The sequence below is a fragment of the Streptomyces sp. NPDC015032 genome (assembly GCF_043080425.1).
Classification (GTDB): Bacteria; Actinomycetota; Actinomycetes; order Streptomycetales; family Streptomycetaceae; genus Streptomyces.
This window is the reverse complement of the sequence record NZ_JBIBVN010000049.1, coordinates 16397-41315: the sequence shown is the minus strand read 5'-3', so window position 1 is coordinate 41315 and position 24919 is coordinate 16397. Positions and strand designations below refer to the sequence as shown.

Annotated in this window: 17 protein-coding genes and 1 pseudogene; 14 read left to right on the top strand and 4 right to left on the bottom strand. The window is 69.6% G+C overall.

Features of this window, described 5'->3' with window-relative positions:
• Positions 1–160 precede the first annotated feature (160 nt).
• From ACF08M_RS37025 to ACF08M_RS37015, 3 genes are read left to right on the top strand one after another with little or no spacing between them, the layout of a single operon-like run.
• Complete coding sequence (locus tag ACF08M_RS37025) at positions 161–1207, top strand: chitinase (RefSeq protein ID WP_392189693.1); 1047 nt, start codon at positions 161–163, stop codon at positions 1205–1207.
• Between the two features lie 9 nt (positions 1208–1216).
• The gene (locus ACF08M_RS37020) at positions 1217–2722 is read left to right on the top strand and encodes a glycosyl hydrolase family 8 (RefSeq protein ID WP_392189692.1); all 1506 of its coding nucleotides are present in this window, start codon (positions 1217–1219) and stop codon (positions 2720–2722) included.
• Positions 2723–2733: 11 nt separating this feature from the next.
• A complete protein-coding gene (locus tag ACF08M_RS37015) occupies positions 2734–4797 on the top strand; it encodes a PQQ-dependent sugar dehydrogenase (protein WP_392189691.1) in 2064 nt (687 codons plus the stop codon).
• A gap of 36 nt (positions 4798–4833) precedes the next feature.
• Here the strand turns inward: ACF08M_RS37015 and ACF08M_RS37010 are convergent, their stop codons facing one another.
• Positions 4834–6633, bottom strand: coding sequence for an AMP-dependent synthetase/ligase (locus tag ACF08M_RS37010; protein ID WP_392189690.1), 1800 nt, complete (start codon positions 6631–6633; stop codon positions 4834–4836).
• Positions 6634–7022: 389 nt separating this feature from the next.
• The gene (locus ACF08M_RS37005; RefSeq protein ID WP_392189689.1) at positions 7023–7925 is read right to left on the bottom strand and encodes a LysR family transcriptional regulator; all 903 of its coding nucleotides are present in this window, start codon (positions 7923–7925) and stop codon (positions 7023–7025) included.
• A 109-nt stretch (positions 7926–8034) separates the two neighbouring features.
• Here ACF08M_RS37005 and ACF08M_RS37000 point away from each other — a divergent pair, with 109 nt between their 5' ends.
• Entirely contained in the window at positions 8035–9072 is a 1038-nt protein-coding gene (locus ACF08M_RS37000; RefSeq protein WP_392189688.1) for a bile acid:sodium symporter family protein, read from the top strand.
• Between the two features lie 87 nt (positions 9073–9159).
• Here the strand turns inward: ACF08M_RS37000 and fdhD are convergent, their stop codons facing one another.
• Together fdhD and ACF08M_RS36990 are read right to left on the bottom strand one after the other, a co-directional pair.
• Positions 9160–10008 carry a formate dehydrogenase accessory sulfurtransferase FdhD gene (gene fdhD, locus ACF08M_RS36995; protein ID WP_392189687.1) on the bottom strand — a complete coding sequence of 283 codons (849 nt, stop codon included), beginning with the start codon at positions 10006–10008 and terminating at the stop codon, positions 9160–9162.
• A gap of 11 nt (positions 10009–10019) precedes the next feature.
• Positions 10020–10190: pseudogene (locus ACF08M_RS36990) on the bottom strand (Fe-S-binding domain-containing protein); the annotation flags it as partial.
• A 296-nt stretch (positions 10191–10486) separates the two neighbouring features.
• On the opposite strand from ACF08M_RS36990, the gene ACF08M_RS36985 reads away from it, so the two are divergent.
• From ACF08M_RS36985 to ACF08M_RS36940, 10 genes are all read left to right on the top strand, one after another.
• Complete coding sequence (locus ACF08M_RS36985; RefSeq protein ID WP_392189686.1) at positions 10487–11437, top strand: beta-ketoacyl-ACP synthase III; 951 nt, start codon at positions 10487–10489, stop codon at positions 11435–11437.
• Positions 11438–11602: 165 nt separating this feature from the next.
• A complete protein-coding gene (locus ACF08M_RS36980) occupies positions 11603–12388 on the top strand; it encodes a DeoR/GlpR family DNA-binding transcription regulator (protein ID WP_392189685.1) in 786 nt (261 codons plus the stop codon).
• Positions 12389–12416: 28 nt separating this feature from the next.
• The gene (locus tag ACF08M_RS36975) at positions 12417–13076 is read left to right on the top strand and encodes an NUDIX domain-containing protein (protein ID WP_392189684.1); all 660 of its coding nucleotides are present in this window, start codon (positions 12417–12419) and stop codon (positions 13074–13076) included.
• Between the two features lie 187 nt (positions 13077–13263).
• Positions 13264–14445 carry an ROK family protein gene (locus ACF08M_RS36970; protein WP_392189683.1) on the top strand — a complete coding sequence of 394 codons (1182 nt, stop codon included), beginning with the start codon at positions 13264–13266 and terminating at the stop codon, positions 14443–14445.
• 264 nt (positions 14446–14709) lie between these two features.
• Positions 14710–16236, top strand: coding sequence for a sugar ABC transporter ATP-binding protein (locus ACF08M_RS36965; protein ID WP_392189682.1), 1527 nt, complete (start codon positions 14710–14712; stop codon positions 16234–16236).
• A complete protein-coding gene (locus ACF08M_RS36960; protein WP_392189681.1) occupies positions 16233–17291 on the top strand; it encodes an ABC transporter permease in 1059 nt (352 codons plus the stop codon). Before ACF08M_RS36965 ends, ACF08M_RS36960 begins: the two co-directional genes overlap by 4 nt.
• Positions 17292–17393: 102 nt before the next feature.
• On the top strand, positions 17394–18431 hold the full coding sequence (locus ACF08M_RS36955) for a substrate-binding domain-containing protein (RefSeq protein ID WP_392189680.1): 1038 nt from the start codon (positions 17394–17396) through the stop codon (positions 18429–18431).
• Positions 18432–18499: 68 nt separating this feature from the next.
• A complete protein-coding gene (locus ACF08M_RS36950) occupies positions 18500–19741 on the top strand; it encodes a Gfo/Idh/MocA family protein (RefSeq protein ID WP_392189679.1) in 1242 nt (413 codons plus the stop codon).
• A 12-nt stretch (positions 19742–19753) separates the two neighbouring features.
• On the top strand, positions 19754–20758 hold the full coding sequence (locus ACF08M_RS36945; RefSeq protein ID WP_392189678.1) for a sugar phosphate isomerase/epimerase family protein: 1005 nt from the start codon (positions 19754–19756) through the stop codon (positions 20756–20758).
• A 286-nt stretch (positions 20759–21044) separates the two neighbouring features.
• Positions 21045–24773 carry a ThuA domain-containing protein gene (locus ACF08M_RS36940; RefSeq protein ID WP_392189677.1) on the top strand — a complete coding sequence of 1243 codons (3729 nt, stop codon included), beginning with the start codon at positions 21045–21047 and terminating at the stop codon, positions 24771–24773.
• Positions 24774–24919: the final 146 nt, after the last annotated feature.

Sequence of the window (24919 nt, the reverse complement as noted above, 5' to 3'; positions counted from 1 at the left end):
TCCCGCTGCCGGTTCGTGCCCGACCTGTCCGAAATCCTGCGAACTCACGTACGGACCACGATATTTGGGCCCGCGCGGAGCATTGACAGATCGTTCTCCAGGGAATCCCATGCAGTGATGGTTAGGAACCTTTCCTAACGTCGACCCGAAGGGAGCCCTCGTGCATGCTGATCGCCCCCCACGCCGTATCGCGGCCGTCCTCGCCGGCCTCAGCTGTCTGATTCTTCCGCTGCTCGCCCAGATCCCCAAGGCCACCGCCGCATCGGGCGCCGACGGCGCGGGTGCCGACGCCCCGTCCGCTCCTGCCGAGGCCGCGGGCCCCGGAGCGATGGCCGCGGCCCCCTACGAGTACCTGGGCTGGGGAAACCCGCAGAAGCCGACCGAGGTGATGGCGGCGACGGGCGTGAAGTGGTTCACGCTCGCCTTCATCCTCTCGGACGGCACCTGCAACCCGAAGTGGGACGGCGACCGGGCGCTGACCGGCGGTTCGGACCAGGCCGCCATCGACTCCATCCGGGCGGCTCGCGGCGACATCGTCGTGTCGGTGGGCGGCTGGAGCGGCAACAAGCTCGGCGAGAAGTGTTCCAGCGCCGCCGCGCTGGCCGGGGCTTATCAGAAGGTGATCGACGCCTACCACCTCAAGGCGCTGGACATCGACATCGAGGACACCGAGTTCTCCAAGGCCACCGTGCGACAGCGCGTCGTCGACGCCCTGAAGATCGTCAAGGCCAGGAACCCGGGCATCGTCACCTACGTGACCATGGGGACCACGCCGACCGGCCCCGACGCCAACGGCAAGGACCTCATCGAACGGGGCGCCGCCGCAGGGCTCGACAACGACGGCTGGGTCATCATGCCCTTCGACTTCGGCGGGCACAGCGGCACCATGGGCGCGGCCACGGTCAGCGCACTCGACGGGCTGAAGGCCGCCGTCAAGAGCGCCTACGGTTACAGCGACGACGCGGCCTACCGGCACATCGGGGTCTCCTCGATGAACGGGAAGACCGACGAGCCGGGCGAGACCGTCACCACCACCGACTTCAGAACGATCCTCGGCTACGCGCAGCAGCACCACATCGCGCGCTACGCCTTCTGGTCCCTCAACCGGGACCGTGCCTGCGGTTTTGACGGCGACGCGGACGCCTGCAGCGGAGTGTCCCAGTCCCCGTACGACTTCACCAAGATCGTCGTCCAGTACAAGGGCTGAGGAGGTCCCATGCGCACCACCACGAGCAAACTGACCATCGGCGGCACGGCACTCGCCGCCGCCGGACTGCTGCTGCCCCTGCTCGCCGCGCCGCCCGCGGCCGCGGCGGCCGACCGATACGAGGCGGAGGGCGCCACACTCTCCCGCGCGACCGCGCCGACGAACCACTCCGGCTACTCCGGCACCGGCTTCGTCGACCACACCAACGCCGCGGGTTCTTCCGCGGAGTTCGCGGTGGATGCCGCCGCGGGCAGCACCTCGCTCGCCACCCGCTACGCCAACGGCACCGCCACCGACCGCCCGATGGACATCGGCGTCAACGGCGGGGTCGTCGCCTCCTCGGTCCCGTTCGGCGCGACCGGCGCTCCCGCGGTGCCGTTCGGCAGCCACCAGTTCCCCTACGCCGCGGGGATGCTGAAGCCGTCCGGTGCGCAGTCCGCGCTCGACCAGGCAGTGATCAAGACGTACAACGCCTGGAAGTCCGCGTTCGTCCGGAAGAACTGCGGAAACGGCTGGTACCAGGTCATCTCGCCGGACGCCGACCACCCCTACGTCGCTGAGGCCCAGGGCTACGGCATGGTCGTCACCGCGACGATGGCGGGAGCCGACCCGGAGGCGAAGACCGTCTTCGACGGCATGGTGAAGTACATGCTCGCGCACCCCTCGGTCAACAACGCCAACCTTCTCGCCGCGGAGCAGGACGCCTCCTGCAAGAGCGTCGACGGCTCCGACTCGGCGACCGACGGGGACCTCGACGTCGCCTACGGGCTGCTGCTCGCCGACAAGCAGTGGGGCTCCACGGGGACGTACAACTACAAGGATCTCGCGGTCAAGCACATCAACGCCATCAAGAAGAGCGAGGTCAACCCGACCACTCACCTCATGCTGTTCGGCGACTGGTCGGACTCCGGCGAGTCCCACTACTGGATGACCCGCTCCTCGGACTGGATGATCGACCACTTCCGTGCCTTCAGGAAGGCGACGGGCGACAGCACCTGGGACACCGTGCGCACGGCCCACCAGAAACTGATCACCTCTCAGCAGTCCAAGTACGCATCCGGCACGGGCCTGTTGGCGGACTTCGTCGTCAACACCAACACCACGGCAAAGCCCGCCGCGGGCGAGGTGCTCGAAGGACCCAACGACGGCGACTACTCCTGGAACGCCTGCCGCGACCCGTGGCGCATCGGGGCCGACGCCGTCACCAGCGGGGATGCCGCCTCGATCGCCTCGGCGCGCAAGCTCAACTCCTGGATAAAGTCGAAGACCGGCGGCAACCCGGACAAGATCGTCACCGGGTACCACCTCAACGGCACGACCTTCGACAGCGGCGACGACATGGCGTTCACCGCCCCGTTCGTCGTGACCGCGCTGACCGACCCCGGATCCCAGACCTGGCTCGACGCTCTCTGGAACAAGCTGGCCACCACCTCGATCGACCCGCAGCTCTACTACGGCGGGAGCGTCCAACTGCAGTCGATGATCGTCGCATCCGGTAACTACTGGGTTCCCTGACGGAGGTTCGGATGAAGGCCAGAACGTTCACCGCGTTACGGAGCAGAACGGCCGCCCTCGCGGTCATGCTGCTCTGTACCGCCCTGGTGCAGGCGGTCCCGCAATCCGCCTCCGCGGCCGCCACCCGGTACGAGGCGGAGTCCGCGACCATCGTCAAGGGCGCCACCGAGTCCAACCACTCCGGCTACTCCGGGACCGGCTTCGTCAACGGAGACAACGTCACCGGCAGCTATGTGGAGTTCACCGTCACCGCGGCCTCCGCGGGGACCGGGCAGATCGCCGTCCGGTACTCCAACGGCACGGCGGCCACCAGGCCCGCCGACATCGCCGTGGGCGGCACGGTCGTCTCGGCCGCCCGCGCCTTCAAGGCCACCGCCGACTGGAACACCTGGGCCACCTCCACCCTCACTGCCCCCGTCGCGGCAGGCAGCAACAAGATCCGGCTGACGTCCACGACGGCCGACGGACTGCCCAACCTCGACTACATCGACTTCACCGTCACCTCCTCGGACACCGAGGCGCCCACCGCACCCGGGCAGCCCAGCTGCTCCGCGATCACCGAGGACGGCCTCACGCTGAACTGGGGCGCCGCGACGGACAACGTGGGCGTCGCCGCCTACGACATCTACGAACACGGCAACAAGCTCGCCGAGGCGGCGGGCACCGCCACGACGAAGAACCTGACCGGGCTCACCCCCGGCACTACGTACAACCTCTCCGTCTTCGCGCGTGACGCGGCCGGCAACGTGTCGTCGGTCAGTCCGGTCGTGGACTGCACCACCCTGCGCAGCTCCGACACCACCGCACCCTCCGCGCCCGGCACCCTGTCCGCCTCGGGCCTCACCGCCAACAGCGTCGTCCTGGACTGGGGAGCGTCGACGGACGACAAGGCCGTCACCGCCTACGAGGTGCGCAGCGGCAGCACCGTCTACAAGACCGTCACCGGCACCCCGCCGGCCACCACGACCACCCTCACCGGGCTCGCCTGTGCCAGCCCGTACTCCCTCGACGTCGTCGCCGAGGACGCGGCGGGCAACACCTCGCCGCCCGGCAACACGGTCGCCTTCACCACCCCGGCCTGCGCCACCGACGGAGGTGTGCCGTCGGGCATCGCCACCGTCTCCACCGGCTGGTCCATTCCGTGGGGCACCTACTGGATGCCCGACGGCAAGACCGCGCTGACGACCGAACGGGACAGCTTCAAGGTCTTCAAGGTCACCTCCGGCGGCACCAGGACCCAGGTCGGGACCGTGCCCGACGCGGTCACGACCGACGGTGAGGGCGGTCTGCTCGGCGTCGCGGCCGACCCCAAGTGGTCCACCAACCACTACGTGTACTTCATGCACACCGCGTCCGAGGGCAATCGCGTCGCCCGCATGACGTACGACGGCAGCTCGCTCGGCGGATACACGGTCCTGCTCAAGGGGATCAAGAAGAGCAGATACCACAACGGCGGGCGGCTCGCGTTCGGCCCCGACGGCTACCTGTACGCGTCGACCGGCGAGGCCCAGACCCCCGACCTCGCCCAGGACAAGAACTCGCTGAACGGCAAGATCCTGCGGATGACGACGGACGGCAGGCCCGCCCCCGGCAACCCGTTCGGCAACTACGTCTACAGCTACGGCCACCGCAACCCGCAGGGCCTCGCCTTCGACCGCAACGGCCGCCTGTGGGAGGCGGAGTTCGGCGACAGCAAGAAGGACGAGCTCAATCTCATCAAGCCGGGCAAGAACTACGGCTGGCCCGTCTGCGAGGGCACCTGCACCACCGCCGGCATGACCAATCCGAAGAAGACCTGGACCGTCTCCGAGGCCTCGCCCAGTGGGATCGCCATCGTCCGCAACGTCATCTACATGGCCGCCCTGAAGGGCGAGAGGCTGTGGCGGGTGCCGATCAGCGGTGACACCGAGAACCTCGGCACGCCGACCGCGTACTACGTCGGTACCTACGGACGGCTGCGCACGGTCACCAAGGTTCCCGGCCAGGACCAGCTCTGGCTCTCCACCACCAACTGCGACAACAAGGGGAAGGAACCGGACGGCTCGGACAAGCTGTTCCGCATCTCGATCACCTAGCCCGCGCCCTTCCGCTGGGGCACGGCCGGCCGTGCCTCAGCGGTACAGCGCATCGACCTCCTTCGCGTACGCCGTCTCGATCGCCTTCCGCTTCAGCTTCAGTGACGGCGTGAGCAGACCGTGTTCCTCGCTGAACGGATGCGCGAGGATCCGGAACGTACGGATCGACTCGGCCTGGGACACCGCCGTATTGGCGGCGACCACCGCCCGCCGGACCTCCATCTCCAGGTCGGGGTTGCGCACCAGCTCCCCCGGAGACATGGGCGCCCGCCCCTGCATGGCGAGCCAGTGGTCCACCGATTCCTGGTCGACCGTGACCAGCGCGGCGATGTACGGCCGGTCGTTGCCGACGACGATGCACTGCGCGACCAGCGGATGGGCCCGCACCCGTTCCTCCAGCCCGGTCGGCGACACGGTCTTGCCGCCCGAGGTCACCAGGACCTCCTTCTTCCGCCCGGTGATCGTGAGATAGCCGTCCTCGTCGAGTGTTCCCAGATCCCCGGTGGCCAGCCAGCCCTCACGCAGCACCGCGTCGGTGGCCCGCGGGTCGCCGAGGTAGCCCGTGAACACGTTGGCGCCGTGCAACCACACCTCGCCGTCCTCGGCGATGTGCACGGTCGTGCCGGGGATCGGCTGCCCGACCGTGCCGTACCGGGCGCGCTCCGGCGGATTGGCGGTGGCCGCCGCGGTCGACTCGGTCAGCCCGTACCCCTCGTAGACCGTGACGCCGGCGCCCGCGAAGAACAGCCCGAGCCGCCGCTCCATCCCCGAACCGCCGGACATGGCGTGCCGGATCCGGCCGCCCATCGCCTCGCGCACCTTCTTGTACACGACCTTGTCGAAGAACTGGTGCTGCATCCGCAGCCCGGCGGACGGCCCCGGACCGGTTCCGAACGCCCGCGCCTCCATTGCCTCGGCGTACTTCACCGCGATGTCCACGGCCTTGTCGAACGGTCCGGCCCGGCCCTCCGCCTCCGCCTTGCGCCGGGCCGCGTGGAAAACCTTCTCGAGGATGTACGGCACCGCCAGGATGAACGTCGGCCGGAACGACTCCAGATCCGGCATCAGGGCCTTCGCCGACAGCTCCGGCTGATGGCCCAGCTTCACCCGGCCGCGGACCGCGGCGACTTCCACCATCCGGCCGAACACGTGCGCCAGCGGCAGGAAGAGGAGGGTGGCCGCCTCGTCGCCCGGCCTGGAGTGGAACACCGACTCCCAGCGCGAGGCCATGGTGTCCGTCTCGAACATGAAGTTCGCGTGCGTGATCACACAGCCCTTGGGGCGTCCCGTCGTCCCCGAGGTGTAGATGATCGTCGCCACCGACTCGGGTGTCACCGCGCGCCGGTGGCGGTGCACCACCTCGTCGTCGATCCGGGCGCCGGCGTCGAACAGCTCGGTCACGGCGTCGACGTCCAGCTGCCAGAGCCGCTTGAGTCCGGGGAGCCGGTCGATGACCGAGGCGAGCGTCATCGCGTGGTCCTCGTGCTCGACCATGACGGCGGACACATCGGCGTCGTGCAGCATCCAGAGGACCTGCTCGGCCGAGGACGTCGGATAGACCGGCACGGACTGGGCTCCGACCGTCCACAGCGCGAAGTCGAAGAGCGTCCACTCGTAGCGCGTGCGCGACATCAGGGCCACCCGGTCGCCGAATCTGACACCGTGGGCGATCAGCCCCTTGGCGAGCGACAGCACCTCGTCGCGGAACATCGCCGCAGTGACGTCCCGCCAGCGTCCGCCCGCGTCTTTCCGGCCGAGCGCGACCCGGTCCGGATCCTCCTCGGCGTAGTCGAACACCACATCGGCCAGCCCGCCTACGAGGGGCGCGGCCGCCATGGGTGGGACAGTGAACTCGCGCAATGACCTGCTCCTCGTGGCGCTCCGCACAGCGCCGTGACGCTACCCCAACGAACGGTGCGGCGGGAGGGTCCCGTACCCGCGGACCACGTGGCCATAGCCACAGATCAGCCACCGAAAACCGGCCAGATGGGCAAGGCTCGGGCGCGACGGGGACCGCAGAGCAAGCGGCCCGCGCCGGAATCTCCACCGAATCTGTACGCCGCGGTCACTCCTGGGCCGGGCGGTTGTGGGGCCATTGGCCCATGAAGGGGCAAGTGCACCCCGGACCGGACCGGGCGGGCGCGGACCCGGCGTCGGCGTCGGTCCTGCGGCCGGGGCCGGGGCCGGGGCCGGGGCCGGGCCATCTTTCCCGTACGGGCGTGTGGTCATGCGCCGCCCCGGCCGCCGATCGAACCGATCGCGCCGCCGCCCCGGAGCAGCCGGTCGCCGCCCGCCAGGATCGCCGCAGCCAGGGCATCCGCGGCCTCCTGCGCCGCGTTGCGGCGGCGGCCGTGCAGCAGGACGAAGTCCACATCGCCCAGCTCCGGCAGCCCCGCTCCGGCCGGCACCGGCGCCAGGCCCGGCGGGATCAGCCCGCGGCTGTGAGCCATCGCGCCCAGCCCCGCGCGGGCCGCCGCGATCAGTCCGTTCAGGCTGGAGCTCGTACAGGCGACCCGCCAGGACCGGCCGTGCTCCTCCAGGACCTCGATGGCGCGGGCCCGGGTGATGCCCGGCGGCGGGAAGAGGACCAGCGGAACCGGACGGTCCGGGTCGATCCGCAGCCGTGGTGCGCCGATCCAGGTCAGCGCGTCCTGCCAGACCAGCTCCCCGTGCGTGTCGCCGACGCGTCGCTTGGCGAGCACCAGGTCGAGCCGGCCCGCCGCCAGTCGCTGGTGCAGCGTGCCGGAGAGCTCCACCGTCAGCTCCAGCTCGACCTCCGGGTGGTCGCGGCGGAACGACTCCAGGATCTCCGGCAGCCGGGTCAGCACGAAATCCTCGGACGCCCCGAAGCGCAGCCGCCCGCGCAGCCGCGTGCCGGCGAAGAAGGCCGCCGCCCGCTCGTGGGCCTCGAGTATCGTCCGGGCGAAACCGAGCATCGCCTCACCGTCCACGGTGAGATCGACCCGGTGCGTGTCCCGGGTGAACAACTGCCGCCCCGCCGCGTCCTCCAGCCGCCGCACATGCTGGCTCACCGTGGACTGCCGCACCCCCAGCCGGCGGGCGGCCTGCGTGAAGCTCAGGGTCTGGGCGACGGCGAGAAAGGTACGGAGCTGCACGGGGTCGTACATGGGGCCAGGCTATCGCGGAACGCGATGACAGTGAGAGCGGCATGCGGGATTCCCGATGGCCTCGGTCAAGAGCAGGATGGGCAGGGTACGACCGGAACCAAGAGAACATGTGGAGCAGATGAGCCGCCGCACCCCGAAACTGCCGTCCTGGCTGCCGATCGACCCGTACATCATGGCGCTGATCGGCACGGTCGTACTCGCGGCGATACTGCCGGCGTCGGGACCCGTCGCGGATGTGGCGGGCGGCGCGTCGACCGGAGCGGTCGCCCTGCTCTTCTTCCTGTACGGCGCCCGGCTCTCCACTGCCGAGGCACTCGAGGGCCTCAGGCACTGGCGGCTCCACCTCACCGTACTGGTCTGTACCTTCGTCGCCTTTCCGCTGCTCGGACTGGCGGGCAGGGGGCTGGTGCCGTACGTCCTGACCCCGCAGCTCTACAGCGGCTTCCTCTTCCTCTGCTTCGTTCCCTCGACCATCCAGTCGTCGATCGCCTTCACCTCGATCGCGCGCGGCAACGTGCCCGCGGCGATCTGCGCGGGTTCCTTCTCCTCGATCGCCGGGATCTTCCTCACCCCGTTGCTCGCCGCGGCGCTGCTCGGCAACAGCGGCGACGGATTCTCGGCTGACGCGCTGCTGAGGATCGGGGTCCAGCTGCTGCTGCCGTTCGTCGTGGGGCAGCTGCTGCGCCGCTGGATCGGCGGCTTCATCACCCGCCACAAGAAGGTCCTCGGCCATGTCGACCGCGGCTCGATCCTGCTCGTCGTCTACACGGCGTTCAGCGAGGGCATGGTCGCGGGTATCTGGCACCAGGTCACCCCCGCGAGGCTGGGTGCACTGCTCGGTGCCGAAGTGCTACTGCTCGCGCTGATGCTCGCGCTGACCTGGTACGGGGCGAAGTGGCTCGGCTTCGACCGGGAGGACCGGATCGCCATCCAGTTCGCCGGCTCGAAGAAGAGCCTGGCCTCCGGGCTGCCGATGGCGAGCGTCCTGTTCGGGGCGCAGGCATCCCTCGCCGTGCTGCCGCTGATGCTCTTCCATCAGATGCAGCTGATGGTGTGCGCGGTGATCGCCAAGCGCCGTTCGCGCGACCCGCGGGAGGAGAACCAGGAGAACGGCGCGGTGCCGCGGGAGCCGGCCGCGGTGAGCTGAAGACGGATCCCGGGCGGGGGTGGGGCCGACCGGAGCAGGGGGCGTTCTCGCCGGCCGACCCTACCCCCTGCGGACGGGTGGGGTGCGTCAGTCCTGGCCGGGAGCCGCCTCCAGAGCGATGCGGTGCTCACCCGCGTACACGTTCATGGACGGACCCCGCAGAAAACCGACCAGGGTCAGTCCGGTCTCGGCCGCCAGGTCCACGGCGAGGGACGACGGAGCCGAGACCGAGGCGAGCAGCGGGATCCCGGCCATCACCGCCTTCTGGGCCAGCTCGAACGAGGCCCGTCCCGACACCAGCAGAATCGCCCGCGACAGAGGCAGCCGGCCGTCGGTGAGGACCCGGCCGACCAGCTTGTCGACCGCGTTGTGCCGGCCGACGTCCTCCCGGATGTCGAGCAGTTCGCCCCTCTCGGAGAACAGTGCCGCCGCGTGCAGGCCACCGGTCCGGTCGAAGACCTGTTGCGCTGCCCGCAGCCGGTCGGGGAGGGCGGCGAGCAGGGCGGGTTCGACCCGGACCGGGGGAGTGTCGGCGATCGGATGCCGGGTCGTGGTGCGTACCGCGTCGAGGCTCGCCTTGCCGCACAGCCCGCAGGAGGACGTGGTGTACACATTGCGTTCGAGGGTGATGTCGGGGACCGCGACGCCGGGCGCGAGCTTCACATCCACCACGTTGTACGTGTTCGTGCCGTCCGCCGTGGCCCCGGCACAGTAGACGATCGAGCGCACCTCGGAGCCGTCGCCGATCACGCCCTCGCTCACCAGGAAGCCCGCCGCCAGCGCGAAGTCGTCGCCCGGTGTGCGCATCGTGATGGCGAGCGGCCTGCCGTTCAGCCGGATTTCCAGGGGCTCCTCGGCGACGAGCGTGTCGGGGCGTGTGGAGACGGCCCCGTCCCGGATGCGGATGATGCGGCGGCGCTCGGTGACCCGTCCCATAGCGGCTGAACCCGATTCTGTACGTGGTGGAAGCCGAACCGGCCCTTGATGCGGAGATTGCCGTGGGCCACCGGATGTCTGTGCGGAGAGGCGACCTCGACGATCACATTGTCCTGCACGTGGAGTGTGACATTGCAGCCGGTACCGCAGTGCGCACGGTTGGTCGCGGTCTCCGTCCGGGCCGGCCCGTACCGGGTCCCGGATGCCGCTGTTCCTCGAAGGGCGGGAGATGCCGAGTGCGCCGGGCGCATGAAGCCTCCGGCCGCGCCATCGCGCAGGGGGAGCGAGCCGGGTGGGAGAACGGAGGCGATGCCCACGACGACAGAACTTTGCCTACAGTATGTGTTTCGTGCGGTCAACACTGTCGCCAAGCCTCCAACGACCGAGTGCTATTCCTGTGGGAACACGTGCCCCTGTACCGGTCGGTAGCGACCAAGACTGGATGGTTCCTGCCATACGTAGCGAGGGGACCCCGTACATGACCGGCTCACGTGTCGTGGCGCTCGGCCACTATCAGCCCGCCAAGGTGCTCACCAACGACGATCTGGCGGCCATGGTCGACACCAGTGACGAGTGGATCACCAGTCGCGTCGGTATCAAGACCCGCCATGTGGGCGGCCCTGACGAGCCGGTGGACGAGATGGCCGCGTACGCGGGGGGCAAGGCGCTCGCCGCGGCGGGGCTGCAGCCCGCGGAGGTCGATCTGGTGCTGGTCGCCACCTCCACGGCGATCGACCGTTCGCCGAGCATGTCGGCGCGGGTGGCCGCCCGGCTCGGTATGGGGTCGCCCGCGGTGATGGACATCAACGTGGTCTGCTCCGGATTCACCCACGCCCTCGCCACCGCCGACCATGCGATCCGGGCGGGCTCGGCCGAGCGCGTCCTCGTCATCGGCGCCGACAAGATGGCGGACATCGCGGACTGGACCGACCGCAGCACCTGTGTCCTGCTCGGTGACGGCGCCGGTGCGGCGGTCGTCGTCGCGGACCCGGACGGCGGGGACCGGCCCGGGATCGGCCCCGTGCTGTGGGGGTCGGTGCCGGAGATGGGCAACGCGGTACGGATCGAGGGAACGCCCCCGCGTTTCGCGCAGGAAGGGCAGTCCGTATACAGGTGGGCCACCACGCAGCTGCCGCCCATCGCGCGCAAGGTGTGCGAAAAGGCCGGGGTCGCCCCGGAGGACCTGGCCGCGGTCGTGCTGCATCAGGCCAATCTGAGGATCATCGAACCTGTCGCCAGGAAGATCGGCGCGGTGAACGCGGTCATTGCCCGGGATGTCGTGGAATCCGGCAACACGTCCGCGGCCTCGATTCCGATGGCCCTGTCCAAGCTGGTGGAGCGCGGCGAGATCCACAGCGGCGCGCCGGTGCTGCTTTTCGGCTTCGGCGGGAATCTCTCGTACGCGGGTCAGGTGATCCGCTGTCCCTGAGTGGCGGGGCCGGGGCCTGAGGCCCCGGCCCTTCCGTGCGTGGCGCACCGTCCTCCGCGTGGCACACCGCCCTTCCGCCTTTCGTGTCACCCGGCCGCTCTGATGGCGCTCAGGTATTCGCATATATGGATGTTCAAATGAACATCACCATGTTAGAAATGGGTCATGGGTGTCGCCAATCGTCTGGACCTGACCCTGCGATTGGTGCAGGGCTCCGACCGGGTCTCCGTGTCGGAGCTCTCCCATCGCCTCGGGGTCTCCGAAATGACCGTCCGCCGGGACCTCGACGCGCTGGAGCGGCAGGGGCTGGTGCGCAGGGTGCACGGCGGTGCGGTCGCCACGCGCGCTCGGGAGGAGGGCGCGGGCTTCTCGGCCCGTGAGCCGTGGCAGGCCGCGACGAAGAACCGGCTCGGCGTGGCCGTCGCCGCGATGGTCGAGCCGGGCTCGCGGGTGCTTCTCGACGCGGGAACCACCACGGTGCATGTCGCCGAGCAGCTGGCCGCACGGGCGCCCCTGACGGTGGCGGTGCTCAGTCTTCAGGCCGCGGCCCGCCTGGCGGACCGGCCCGGGATCGAACTGCTGGTCGTCGGCGGCCGGTCACGTCCCGGCGAACGTTCACTGGTCGGCCCGCTGGCCCTGCGCACCATCGAAGCGCTGGCCTTCGACTGCTTCGTACTGTCCATCGGTGGTGTGCACGCCGAGTACGGCTGGTCGGAGTTCTCGCTCGACGACGCGGCCGTCAAACGGGCCGCGCTCGCGCAGTCGGACCGGACCGTCGCCGTCGCGGACGCGACCAAGCTCGGAGTGCGCGCGTTCAGTCAGGTCGCTGCCGTGGGCGCGGTGGACGCGTTCGTCACCGACAGCGCGGCCCGGGACGCCGCCACCCACCCCAACGGCCCGCTGACGCTGGCGGCCCTGCGCGACGCGGGCGTCCGGACCGTCCTCGCCTGAACCCGATCCACCACGAGGAGCGCACACCATGACCGCAGGACTGGACACCCCCGACCGTCGCGGCCGCACCGGCCTGGACCGGCAGGGGCGCGACCTGACCGGCAATCCGCGCGTGCGGATCAGGGACGTGGAGGTGCTGTCCTGCGACTGGTACGTCCTGCGCAGAACGACTTTCGACTACCAGCACGGTGACGGTCACTGGAGCCGGGAGCAGCGGGAGACGTACGACCGGGGCGACGGTGCCACGATCCTGCTCTACCACCCCGACCGCCGCGCCGTTCTGCTGACCCGTCAGTTCAGGCTGCCCGCCTACGTCAACGGGCACCACGACGGGATGCTGATCGAGGCCGCCGCCGGGCTGCTCGACGGCGACAGTCCCGAGGAGGCCATCCGCAGGGAGGCGGCCGAGGAGACCGGGCACGTCGTCGGCACCCCCGAGCGTGTCTTCGACGTCTACATGAGCCCCGGCTCGGTCACCGAACGCCTGCACTTCTTCGCCGCCCCCTACCACTCGACGACCGGAACCTCCGGCGGGTACGGGATCGCGGCCGAGGGGGAGGACATCGAGACCGTGGAACTTCCCTTCGAGGAGGCCCTCTCCATGGTCCGGGACGGGTCCATCACCGATGCCAAGACCATCATGCTGCTCCAATGGGCGGCGCTGGACGGCCCGTTCCGGCACCGCTGATTTCCGCTCGGTCCGCTCCCGCCGCGCTCACCGCCGGCCGTCGGCCGGAGGAACGGCTTTGTCCTCGGTGTGGAGAAAGTTGTAGTGGATTGCTGCGCAACTTCTTCCCACTCCCGGCAACCGCTGCTACGTTCCCCTCGAAAGCCCGACGGACAGGCCGATGCGGCGGGAGGGGTGCGTGAGACGTATGACGGCACGACCCGCGAATGCGCATCAGGCGCGACTGCTCCGGCTGTTGCGCGACGGCGGGCCCAACTCACGGGCACAGCTGGGGGATCAGGTCGATCTCTCCCGCTCCAAGCTCGCCGTCGAGGTGGACAGGCTGCTGGAGACCGGACTTGTCGTGGCCGACGGACTCGCCGCATCCCGCGGAGGGCGTCGCTCGCACAACATCCGGCTCGCCCCGCAGCTGCGGTTCCTCGGCGTCGACATCGGTGCCACATCCGTCGATGTGGCAGTCACCAACGCCGAGTTGGAGGTCCTGGGTCACCTCAACCATCCCATGGACGTACGCGAAGGGCCCGTCGCCATCTTCGAGCAGGTGCTGGCCATGGCGGCCAAGCTCCGGGCCTCCGGCCTCGCCGAAGGCTTCGACGGCGCGGGCATCGGTGTGCCGGGCCCGGTCCGCTTCCCCGAAGGCGTGCCGGTCGCGCCCCCGATCATGCCCGGCTGGGACGGCTTCCCGGTCCGCGAGGCGCTCAGCCAGGAGCTGGGCTGCCCCGTCATGGTCGACAACGACGTGAACCTGATGGCCATGGGGGAGCAGCACGCAGGGGTGGCGCGTTCGGTCGGCGACTTCCTCTGCGTCAAGATCGGTACGGGCATCGGCTGCGGCATCGTCGTCGGCGGTGAGGTCCACCGCGGTACGACGGGCAGCGCCGGAGACATCGGCCACATCCAGGTCGAACCCGAAGGACGCGCCTGCGCCTGTGGCAACCGGGGGTGTCTGGAAGCCCACTTCAGCGGTGCCGCGCTCGCCCGCGACGCCGAGGACGCGGCGCGTGCCGGGCAGTCGGCGGAGCTCGCGGGCCGGCTGGAGGCCGCCGGACAGCTCACCGCCGCCGATGTGGCCGCCGCCGCGGCCGCCGGCGATGCCACCTCGCTCGACCTGATCCGCGAAGGCGGCAACCGGGTCGGCCAGGTCATCGCGGGACTCGTCAGCTTCTTCAATCCCGGGCTGGTGGTGATTGGAGGCGGTGTGACCGGCCTCGGGCACACGCTCCTCGCCAGCGTCAGGACCCAGGTCTACCGGCAGTCGCTGCCGCTGGCCACCGGCAATCTCCCCATCGTGCTGGGCGAGTTGGGACCGGCCGCCGGAGTGATCGGCGCCGCCCGGCTCATCAGCGACCATCTGTTCTCACCGGCCTGACCGCGGGCCGGCAGCGCATAGGCAGCCCACACCAGCAAACGTAGGCACGCTCCGAAGCTCCGAAGCTCCGAAGTTCCGAAGCAGCCAAGTGCCGAAGTACCGAAACGCAGAGAAACCCCGGACACCCCGGACACCCCGGAAGCCTCGGACGTCCCGGAACACTCGCACCACCGTACCTGGTACAGCCCTGCCCGCTCACCGGCCTTCCCCCAGCTCTCGGCTGCGTTCGAGCAGGGGAGACCCCACTCGCCGAGGGGATTTGTCATGGCACCAGAACCACCTCTGCTCACCATGTCCGGCATCACCAAGTCGTTCCCCGGAGTACGTGCCCTGGAGGGTGTGGATCTGGAGGTACAGGCCGGCGAAGTCCACTGTCTCCTCGGGCAGAACGGTGCCGGCAAGTCCACTCTCATCAAGGTGCTCGCCGGGGCCCACCGGCCCGACGGCGGCGAGATCACCTGGCGCGATGAACCCGTCGCCCTCAAGTCGCCCGTCGCCGCGATGCGCCTGGGCATCGCCACCATCTACCAGGAACTCGACCTGGTCGAGGGCCTGTCGGTCGCCGAGAACGTCTTCCTCGGTCATGAACCCACCACCGCCCGCTTCGTCGTCCGCATCCGCGAGGGCCGCACGGCGGCCGCCGCCCTGCTGAAGCGTCTCGGCCACCCGGAGATCGACCCGGCGCAGGCGGTCGGTGAACTGTCCGCCGCACAACAGCAGATCGTCTCCATGGCGCGGGCCCTCTCGCACGACGTGCGGCTCATCGTGATGGACGAGCCGTCGGCCGCGCTCGACCCCGACGAGGTCGACAACCTCTTCCGTATCGTCGCCGCCCTCACCGCCGACGGCGTCGCCGTCGTGTACATCTCGCACCGACTGGAGGAGATCCGCCGGATCGGCGACCGGGTGACCGTGCTCAAGGACGGCCGCGCCGTCGCCGTGGGGCTGCCCGCCAAGTCCACACCGACACGCGACATCGTTGCCATGATGACCGGCCGCAACGTCGAGTACGTCTTTCCGCCACGCACCACGGACGGCTCGGGGGCAGCAGCGGCCGAGCCGGTACTGAAGGTCGAGGGGCTGACCAGAAAGGGAGAATTCGCCCCGGTGGACCTGGAGTTGAGGCCAGGTGAGATCGTCGGTCTGGCCGGACTCGTCGGCTCGGGGCGTTCCGAGATCCTGGAGACCGTCTACGGCGCCCGCAGGCCGAGCGCCGGACGCGTCACCGTGGCCGGCCAACAGCTCCGGCCCGGCAGCGTCCGCGCGGCCGTTGCCGCCGGGATCGGCCTGGCCCCCGAGGAACGCAAGGCGCAGGCCCTGCTGATGCTCGAATCCGTCACCCGTAATGTCTCCGTCTCCTCGATGTCCCGGTTCTCCCGGGCCGGCTGGATGGACCGCCGGGCCGAACGCCGGGCGGCCCGTACCGCCACCCGCGAGCTCTCCCTGCGCCCCGACAACCCGGACACGCCGGTCCGCACACTGTCCGGCGGCAATCAGCAGAAAGCCGTCCTGGCCCGCTGGCTGCTGCGCGGCTGCCGGGTCCTGTTGCTCGACGAGCCGACCCGCGGTGTCGACGTCGGCGCCCGTGCCGAGCTCTACGCCGTGATCCGCCGGCTGGCCGACGAGGGCCTCGCCGTCCTGCTCGTCTCCAGCGAGGTGCCCGAGGTGCTGGGCCTCGCCGACCGGGTGCTGGTGCTCCGCGAGGGCCGTGTCGTGCACACGGCGGACGCCGGGGAGCTCGACGAGCACCGCGTACTCGACCTAGTGATGGAAGGGAGCCCGACGTCATGACGCAGCCCGTCTCCTCGGCGCAGCAGGGCGGTCCGGACAAGGGGGCCGCCGCCCCCGCCCCCGCCCCGTTCTCCGGAGCCCGTAAGGAGGACGGCACCACGCGCGCCTTCGGCCTGCGCGCGGACGTCCGCAACCTCTCGCTTCTCGGCGTTCTCGCCGTACTGATCGCCGTCGGCGGATTCACCGAGCCCGACGCCTTCCTGGACACCGGAAACCTTCAGCTGATCCTGACCCAGGCGTCGGTCATCGGTGTCGTCACCGTCGGAATGACCTTCGTCATCACCAGCGGCGGCATCGATCTGTCGGTCGGTGCGATGGTGGCACTGGCCTCCGTGTGGGCGACCACGGTCGCCACCCAGGAGTACGGCTTCGCGGGAATCCTGTTCACCGCGCTGATCGTCGGTCTCGGCGCCGGACTGGTGAACGGGCTGCTCATCGCGTACGGCCGGATGGTTCCGTTCATCGCGACGCTGGCCATGCTCGCCTCGGCCCGCGGGCTCGCCCTCCAGATCACCGACGGCAGGACCCAGCTCGTCACCGTGGAATCGGTCCTCGACCTGGGCCTGCCCGACTCGTACATCCTCGGTATTCCGCCCCTGGTCATGATGTTCGCCGCGGTGACCGTCATCGGCTGGCTGGTGCTGAACCGCACGACCTTCGGACGGCGTACGGTCGCGGTCGGCGGCAACGCGGAGGCGGCCAGGCTGGCCGGCATCGATGTACGACGGCAGCGGCTCCAGCTCTATCTGCTCTCCGGGCTGTGCTGCGGCATCGCGGCCTTCATGCTGATCATCCTGTCCGGCTCGGGACAGAACACCAACGGCAACCTGTACGAGCTCGACGCCATCGCCGCGGCGATCATCGGCGGCACCCTGCTCAGCGGTGGACGCGGCACCATCGTCGGCTCCGTACTCGGAGTCCTCGTCTTCACCACCATCACCAACATCTTCGCGCTCAACAATCTGCAGAGCGACGTCCAGCAGATCGCCAAGGGCGCGATCATCGTCGCCGCCGTCCTGGTCCAGCGCCGCACATCGGCGCACGGGGAGACCTGAGCCGCTGGGCGCGCGCCCGGTGACCCGGCAGCTCCGAACCGCCGCACCGCCCCGCACGCCCCCATGTGACATGTCACGCACCGGATGAAGGGTTTGACAGCCATGCCAGAAACCAGCCGCAGACGACTGCTCTTCGGCACCGCGGCCGTCTCCGCGGGCGCCCTCCTCACCGCCTGCACCAGCAACGAGCCCAAGAAGTCGGAGACCGCGCAGAACGACCGGCCTGCCGCCGACAACAAGCCCGGAAAGCCCGTCACCATCGGCTTCGCCGGTCCGCAGGCCGACCACGGCTGGCTCAACGCGATCAACGAGAACGCCACATCGCGGGCAGCGAAATACTCCGAGGTGACACTGGAGAGCACCGAGGGCTCCAACGACACCGCCGCCCAGATCGGCCAGGTCAAGACCCTCATCAACAAGAAGGTCGACGTTCTCGTCATCCTTCCCGCCGACGGCAAGGCACTCACCCAGGTCGGCCTGGAGGCCATGCGGGCGGGCATTCCCGTCATCAACCTGGACCGCATCTTCGCCTCGCCGCAGGCCTACCGCTGCTGGGTCGGCGGCGACAACTACGGCATGGGTCTCAACGCCGGCACGTACATCGGCGAGCAGCTCAAGGACAAGGCGGGAGCCAAGGTCGTCGAGCTGGCCGGCATCGACAATCTGGAGCTCACCAAGCAGCGCAGCCAGGGCTTCGCCGACGCCCTGAAGAACTACCCGAACGTCCAACTGGTGGCCCGTCAGGCGGCGGATTTCACCGTCGAGTCGGGTCAGGCGAAGATGGCGCAGCTCCTCCAGGCACAGAAGAAGTTCGACGCGCTGTGGAATCACGACGACGACCAGGGCGTGGGCGCGCTCCGCGCCATCCAGCAGGCGGGCCGCGACGAGTTCCTGATGGTCGGCGGTGCCGGGGCCAAGTCCGCGATGGATGCCATCAAGGCCGACAACAGCGTACTGAAGGCCACCGTTCTCTACCCGCCGACGATGGCGGCGTCCGCCATCGACCTGGCCCGCGCCCTCGCGCAGGGCAAGGGCGTCGGGGGCCTGGCCGAACTGGAGATCCCGACCAATCTCACTCTCTACTCGGCCGTGGTCACCAAGGAGAACATCGACCAGTACCTGCCGACGGGCTTCCGCTGAGCCGCCCCGCGGGAGGGTGCCGACCCTTCTGCCGCCCCCATCGAACGACCGACGAGGAGGAAGCCCGGATGGCCCGTAGGGAAGAGACGGATCAGGAGGCCGCAGCGCCGCCGCCGACCAACCGGCCGACGACGAGTGCGCCGGTGCTCGGAGTCGGCATGGTCGGATACGCGTTCATGGGCGCCGCCCACTCACAGGGCTGGCGCACCGCGGGACACGTCTTCGACCTGCCCATGAAACCGGCTCTCGCAGCGATCTGCGGACGCGACCGGGCAGCGGTCGACGCGGCGGCGGCCCGCCATGGCTGGGCGGCGGCGGAGACCGACTGGCGGGCCCTGATCGCCCGGGAGGACGTACAGCTCGTCGACATCTGCACCCCCGGCGACAGCCATGCCGAGATCGCCATCGCCACCCTGGAGGCCGGCAAGCACGTGCTGTGCGAGAAGCCGCTCGCCAACACGGTCGCCGAGGCCGAGGCGATGGCCGAGGCTGCGGAGCGCGCGGCGGTCCGCGGCCAGGTCGCGATGGTGGGCTTCAACTACCGCAGGGTGCCCGCGATCACCTACGCCAGGCAGCTGATCGCCGACGGCCGGATCGGCACCCTGCGACATGTCCGTGCCACCTATCTCCAGGACTGGCTCGTCGACCCCGAATCGCCACTCAGCTGGCGGCTGAAGCGGGAACACGCCGGATCGGGAGCGCTCGGCGACCTGGGGGCGCACATCGTCGACCTGGCGCAGTACCTGGCGGGGGAGCCGCTGGTCGGGGTGTCGGCGGTCAGCGAGACGTTCGTACGCGAACGGCCGGTCCTCGCAGGGTCTTCGGCCGGGCTCTTTGGAGCCGCGGACCGGGGAGTGCGAGGGGCGGTGACCGTGGACGACGCGGCGCTGTTCACCGGCCGGCTCGCGTCCGGGGCGCTGGCCTCGTTCGAGGCGACCCGGATGGCGGCCGGACGGAAGAACGCGCTGCGGCTGGAGATCAACGGCGAGCGCGGCTCGCTCGCCTTCGATCTGGAACGGCTCAACGAGCTGTCCTTCCACGATCACACCGAACCCGCCGCCACGGCAGGGTTCCGGCGCATCCTCGTCACCGAGCCCGAGCACCCCTACCTGGAGGCGTGGTGGCCGCCGGGCCATGCCCTCGGTTACGAGCACACCTTCGTCCACCAGGCCCGTGACCTGGTGCGGACCATCGCTGAAGGGACGGCCCCCGCACCGTCGTTCGCGGACGGGCTCCGGGTGCAGCGGGTGCTCGCGGCCGTGCAGGAGAGCGCCGAGAAGAACTCCGTACACACCCCCGTAGCTCTCTAGGAGGTCCCCCTCATGCCTCGTCCCTTCACGCTCTTCACCGGCCAGTGGGCCGACCTGCCGCTGGAGGAGGTCTGCCGGTTCGCCCGGGACTTCGGGTACGACGGGCTCGAACTCGCCTGCTGGGGCGACCACTTCGAGGTCGACAAGGCCCTGTCCGATCCGGGATATCTGGACGGCCGACGGCAATTGCTCGACACGTACGGGCTGAAGTGCTGGGCGATCTCCAACCACCTCGTCGGCCAGGCCGTCTGCGACCACCCGATCGACGAAAGGCACCAGGGAATTCTGCCGGCGCGGATCTGGGGCGACGGTGAGCCCGAAGGGGTACGCCGACGGGCCGCCGAGGAGCTCGGGAACACCGCGCGGGCCGCAGCCGCCTTCGGGGTGCGTACGGTCATCGGCTTCACCGGTTCCTCCATCTGGCACCTGGTCGCGATGTTCCCGCCCGTCCCGCCGCACATGATCGAGCGGGGGTACGAGGACTTCGCCGAGCGCTGGAACCCGATCCTCGACGTCTTCGACGCGGAGGGCGTGCGGTTCGCCCACGAGGTGCACCCCGGCGAGATCGCGTACGACTACTGGACCACGCACCGCGCACTGGAGGCAGTGGGCCACCGGGCCGCGTTCGGGCTGAACTTCGACCCCAGCCACTTCGTCTGGCAGGACCTCGACCCGGTCGGCTTCCTGTACGACTTCCGGGACCGGATCTACCACGTGGACTGCAAGGAGGCACGCAGGCGACTGGACGGCCGCAACGGCCGCCTCGGCTCCCATCTGCCGTGGGGCGACCCGCGGCGCGGCTGGGACTTCGTCTCGGCCGGGCACGGTGATGTGCCGTGGGAGGACGTGTTCCGGATGCTCCGGTCCATCGGGTACGAGGGGCCGGTCTCCGTGGAATGGGAGGACGCGGGGATGGACCGGCTGATGGGCGCCCCGGAAGCGCTTGCCACGCTGAAGCGGTACGACTTCGAGCCGCCGTCGGCGTCGTTCGACGCGGCCTTCGGGGGCGGCGACTGACCGCGGCCCCACCGGGGGCGGCGCGGGGCAGAGGAGAGAGCTCCGCGGTCGCCCCGTGCTCGCCCCTGCCCTCATCCCGCTTTGTCCTGGCGCAGGAAGAAGTTCAATGAGACCGATGCGTAAGGGCTTTCGGTCTTGGACGAACAGGTCTACCGTCCAAATCGTGTACATGACATGACTAGGCTCGCCGGTGCCCCACGGGCCCCGGACGACCCGCGCGGCAGTCCCCGCGCAGCACGGCACGGCAGCACCCGCCCGTACAACCGGCACTCTCCGGAGGACACTCGTGCACAGAACAAGAGCCAGAAGCAGGAACCGAACGTGGCTCCGCGCCCGCACATCTCTCGCGCTGCTCACCAGCGGCCTGCTCGCGGCGGCAACCCTCGCTCTGGGCGCCTCGCCCGGAGCGGCCGCGACGGGACCGTCCTCGCCGGCCGGCGCCGACGCGGCGGCGGAGGAATTCCAGCAGGTCACCCTCGCCAAGGGCGCAGCCGAGACCGGCGAGCCCATGACCCTCGCGGTCCTTCCCGACCGCAGCGTGCTGCACACCTCGCGCACTGGAGAGCTGCGTCTCACCGACAGCGGCGGGAACACCCGCACGGTGGGGTCCGTCCCCGTGTACTCGCACGACGAGGAAGGGCTCCAGGGCGTCGCCGTCGACCCCGACTTCAGCAAGAACCGAGCCATCTACCTCTACTACGCGCCCCCGCTGGACACCCCTTCCGGAGATGCCCCCGAGAACGGCACGGCCGCCGACTTCGCCAAGTTCGACGGCGTGAACCGCCTGTCGCGCTTCGTCCTGAAGGACGACGGTACTCTCGACAACGCCAGCGAGAAGAAGATCCTCGACATCCCGGCCTCGCGCGGCACGTGCTGCCACGTCGGCGGCGACATCGACTTCGACGCCCAGGGCAACCTGTACCTGTCGACCGGTGACGACACCAACCCGTTCGCCTCCGACGGCTACACCCCGATCGACCAGCGCCCCGACCGCAACCCTGCGTTCGACGCCCGGCGCAGCGCGGGCAACACCAACGACCTGCGCGGCAAGATCCTCCGGATCAAGGTCGCCGACGACGGCTCGTACACCATCCCCGACGGGAACCTCTTCGCACCCGGCACGGACAAGACCCGCCCCGAGATCTACGCGATGGGCTTCCGCAACCCGTTCCGCTTCTCCGTCGACAAGGCCACCGGCATCCTCTACGTCGGCGACTACGGGCCCGACGCGGGCGCGGCCGATCCCAAGCGGGGCCCGTCGGGCCAGGTCGAGTTCGCCCGGGTGACCGAGCCGGGCAACTTCGGCTGGCCGTTCTGCACCGGGAACAACGACGCGTACGTCGACTACGACTTCGCGACGAAGACGTCCGGCGCGTCCTTCGACTGCGCCGCCCCGAAGAACACCTCTCCGCACAACACCGGTCTCGTCGACCTCCCGCCCGCCCAGCCCGCCTGGATTCCCTACGACGGCGGATCCGTACCCGAGTTCGGCACCGGATCCGAGTCGCCGATGGGCGGACCCGTCTACCACTACGACGCCGGCCTCGACTCGCCCGTGAAGTTCCCCGAGTCCTACGACGGGCAGTTCTTCGCCGGAGAGTTCGGCCGACGCTGGATCAAGGCCATCAAGCACGACGCCGACGGCACCGTCCAGTCCATCAACCCCGTCCCGTGGACCGGGACCCAGGTGATGGACATGGCCTTCGGACCCGACGGGGCGCTGTACGTACTCGACTACGGCACCAGTTGGTTCGGCGGCGACGCGAACTCCGCCCTCTACCGCATCGAGAACGCCACCGGGGGGCGCTCTCCCAACGCGGTGGCATCGTCCGACAAGACCTCGGGCACGGCACCGCTCAAGGTGAAGTTCTCCTCGGAGGGCACCGTCGACCCCGACGGCGACGCACTGACGTACGCCTGGAACTTCGGTGACGGCGGCACCTCGACGGCCGTTAGCCCCACCTACACGTACAAGAAGAACGGCACCTACACGGCGACCGTCACCGCCAAGGACCCGACCGGCCGGACCGCCTCGGCGAGTGTCCATGTCACCGTCGGCAACACCGCGCCGAAGGTGGAGCTGAAACTCCCCGGCGACGGGCAGCTGTTCAGCTTCGGCGACGACGTCCCGTTCAAGGTGACCGTCACCGATCCCGAGGACGGCACGATCGACTGCTCCAAGGTCGAGGTCCGCTTCGTTCTCGGCCACGACAGCCACGGTCACCCCATCACCACCGCCAACGGCTGCTCCGGCACGATCAAGACCGCCGTCGACGGCGGCCACGACCCGAACGCCAACATCTTCGGGGTCATCGACGCCTCCTACACGGACGGCGGAGGCGGTGGCCAGGCATCCCTGTCCGGTCACGATCAGGCCCAGCTCCAGCCGCGGCACCGCCAGGCCGAGCACTTCAGCGCCTCGTCGGGGATCAAGGTCTACGACAAGGCGACCGCCAACGGCGGCAAGACCGTCGGCGACATCCACAACGGCGACTGGATCTCCTTCACGCCATACATCCTCGGTGACTCCAACAAGCTCACCGCCCGCATCGCGTCCGGTGGCAGCGGCGGCTTCCTCGAAGTCCGGGCAGGCTCGGCGACCGGTACGCTCCTGGGCTCGACCCCGGTGCCGGTGACCGGCGGCTGGGAGAACTTCCAGGACGTCGACGTACCGTTGAGGAACGTTCCCAAGAAGGCCACCGAGCTCTTCCTCGTCTTCAAGGGAGGCGACGGAGCGCTGTACGACGTGGACGACTTCGAGCTCACCCACAGCACCGTCGGCAAGACCGCCAAGCGGGTCCTGGTCTTCTCGAAGACGGCCGGCTTCCGCCATGACGCGATTCCCGACGGCATCGCCGCGCTCAAGGAACTCGGCAGGGGCAGCGACATCACCGTCGACGCGACGGAGGAGGCCCGCCAGTTCACCACCGCGAACCTGGCGCGGTACGACGCCGTCGTCTTCCTGTCGACGACCGGTGATGTGCTCGCCGCCGACCAGCAGAAGGCATTCGAGAACTACGTGGCCACCGGCGGCGGCTACATGGGTGTCCACGCGGCGGCGGACACCGAGTACGACTGGGCTTTCTACGGTGGACTCGTCGGGGCGTACTTCTCCTCGCACCCCGCGATCCAGCCCGCCACCGTACGCGTCGAGGACCACAAGCACCCGGCGACCGCCCACCTCGACGACGAGTGGAACCGCACCGACGAGTGGTACAACTACCGTACCAACCCGCGCGGTCAGGCCAAGGTCCTCGCCACACTCGACGAGACCACCTACACCGGCGGCGCCATGAAGGGCGATCACCCGATCACCTGGTGCCAGAGCTACCAGGGCGGCCGCTCCTTCTACACCGGCCTCGGCCACACCAAGGAGTCGTACGCCGAACCGGCCTTCCGTCAACTCCTGCTCGGCGGCATGCGGTACGCGGCCGGCCAGGTGAAGGCCGACTGCAAGCCCGACACCGGCTACCGGTCGATCTTCAACGGCAAGACGCTCGAAGGCTGGAAGCAGGCCGGCCCCGGGAAGTTCGACATCGTCGACGGTGAACTGCGGTCCCAGGGCGGCATGGGCCTGCTCACCTACCAGGCCAAGGAACTCGGGGCCTACTCGCTCAAGCTCGACTGGAAGCTGCAGGGCGACGACAACTCCGGTGTCTTCGTCGGCTTCCCCGAGTCCGACGACCCCTGGTCCGCGGTGAACAACGGCTACGAGGTCCAGATCGACGCCACCGACGCACCCGACCGCACCACGGGCTCGGTCTACACCTTCAAGGCGGCGGACCTCCAGGCCCGGGACCGGGCCCTGCGACCGCCCGGCCAGTGGAACAGCTACGAGATCAAGGTCCAGGGCGAGCGTCTTCGGGTCTTCCTCAACGGGGTGAAGATCAACGACTTCACCAACACCGATCCGGTGCGGAGCCTGAAGAACGGATACATCGGCCTGCAGAACCACGGTGCCGATGACCATGTGTCCTTCCGCAACATCCAGTTGAAGGAGCTGCCCTCCGCGTAGGGCGGTGCACCCGGTCGACGGGGGGCGGGGAAGACCCGTCCTCCCCGCCCCCCGTCACCACGCGAGACCAACCCGACTCGTCGATCCCGTCCCCCGTCGCACAGCGCCACCCGCTCCGCCCAGACAGGATCCCCAGCCAGGGAGGC

What these genes read in the sequence shown, in the direction of transcription:
- ACF08M_RS37020 (WP_392189692.1), top strand. Translation starts at nt 1,217, where the DNA reads ATGCGCACCACCACGAGCAAACTGACCATCGGCGGCACGGCACTCGCC.
- ACF08M_RS37015 (WP_392189691.1), top strand. Translation starts at nt 2,734, where the DNA reads ATGAAGGCCAGAACGTTCACCGCGTTACGGAGCAGAACGGCCGCCCTC.
- ACF08M_RS37010 (WP_392189690.1), bottom strand. Translation starts at nt 6,633, where the DNA reads ATGGCGGCCGCGCCCCTCGTAGGCGGGCTGGCCGATGTGGTGTTCGAC.
- ACF08M_RS37005 (WP_392189689.1), bottom strand. Translation starts at nt 7,925, where the DNA reads ATGTACGACCCCGTGCAGCTCCGTACCTTTCTCGCCGTCGCCCAGACC.
- fdhD (WP_392189687.1), bottom strand. Translation starts at nt 10,008, where the DNA reads ATGGGACGGGTCACCGAGCGCCGCCGCATCATCCGCATCCGGGACGGG.
- ACF08M_RS36985 (WP_392189686.1), top strand. Translation starts at nt 10,487, where the DNA reads ATGACCGGCTCACGTGTCGTGGCGCTCGGCCACTATCAGCCCGCCAAG.
- ACF08M_RS36980 (WP_392189685.1), top strand. Translation starts at nt 11,603, where the DNA reads ATGGGTGTCGCCAATCGTCTGGACCTGACCCTGCGATTGGTGCAGGGC.
- ACF08M_RS36975 (WP_392189684.1), top strand. Translation starts at nt 12,417, where the DNA reads ATGACCGCAGGACTGGACACCCCCGACCGTCGCGGCCGCACCGGCCTG.
- ACF08M_RS36970 (WP_392189683.1), top strand. Translation starts at nt 13,264, where the DNA reads ATGACGGCACGACCCGCGAATGCGCATCAGGCGCGACTGCTCCGGCTG.
- ACF08M_RS36965 (WP_392189682.1), top strand. Translation starts at nt 14,710, where the DNA reads ATGGCACCAGAACCACCTCTGCTCACCATGTCCGGCATCACCAAGTCG.
- ACF08M_RS36960 (WP_392189681.1), top strand. Translation starts at nt 16,233, where the DNA reads ATGACGCAGCCCGTCTCCTCGGCGCAGCAGGGCGGTCCGGACAAGGGG.
- ACF08M_RS36955 (WP_392189680.1), top strand. Translation starts at nt 17,394, where the DNA reads ATGCCAGAAACCAGCCGCAGACGACTGCTCTTCGGCACCGCGGCCGTC.
- ACF08M_RS36950 (WP_392189679.1), top strand. Translation starts at nt 18,500, where the DNA reads ATGGCCCGTAGGGAAGAGACGGATCAGGAGGCCGCAGCGCCGCCGCCG.
- ACF08M_RS36945 (WP_392189678.1), top strand. Translation starts at nt 19,754, where the DNA reads ATGCCTCGTCCCTTCACGCTCTTCACCGGCCAGTGGGCCGACCTGCCG.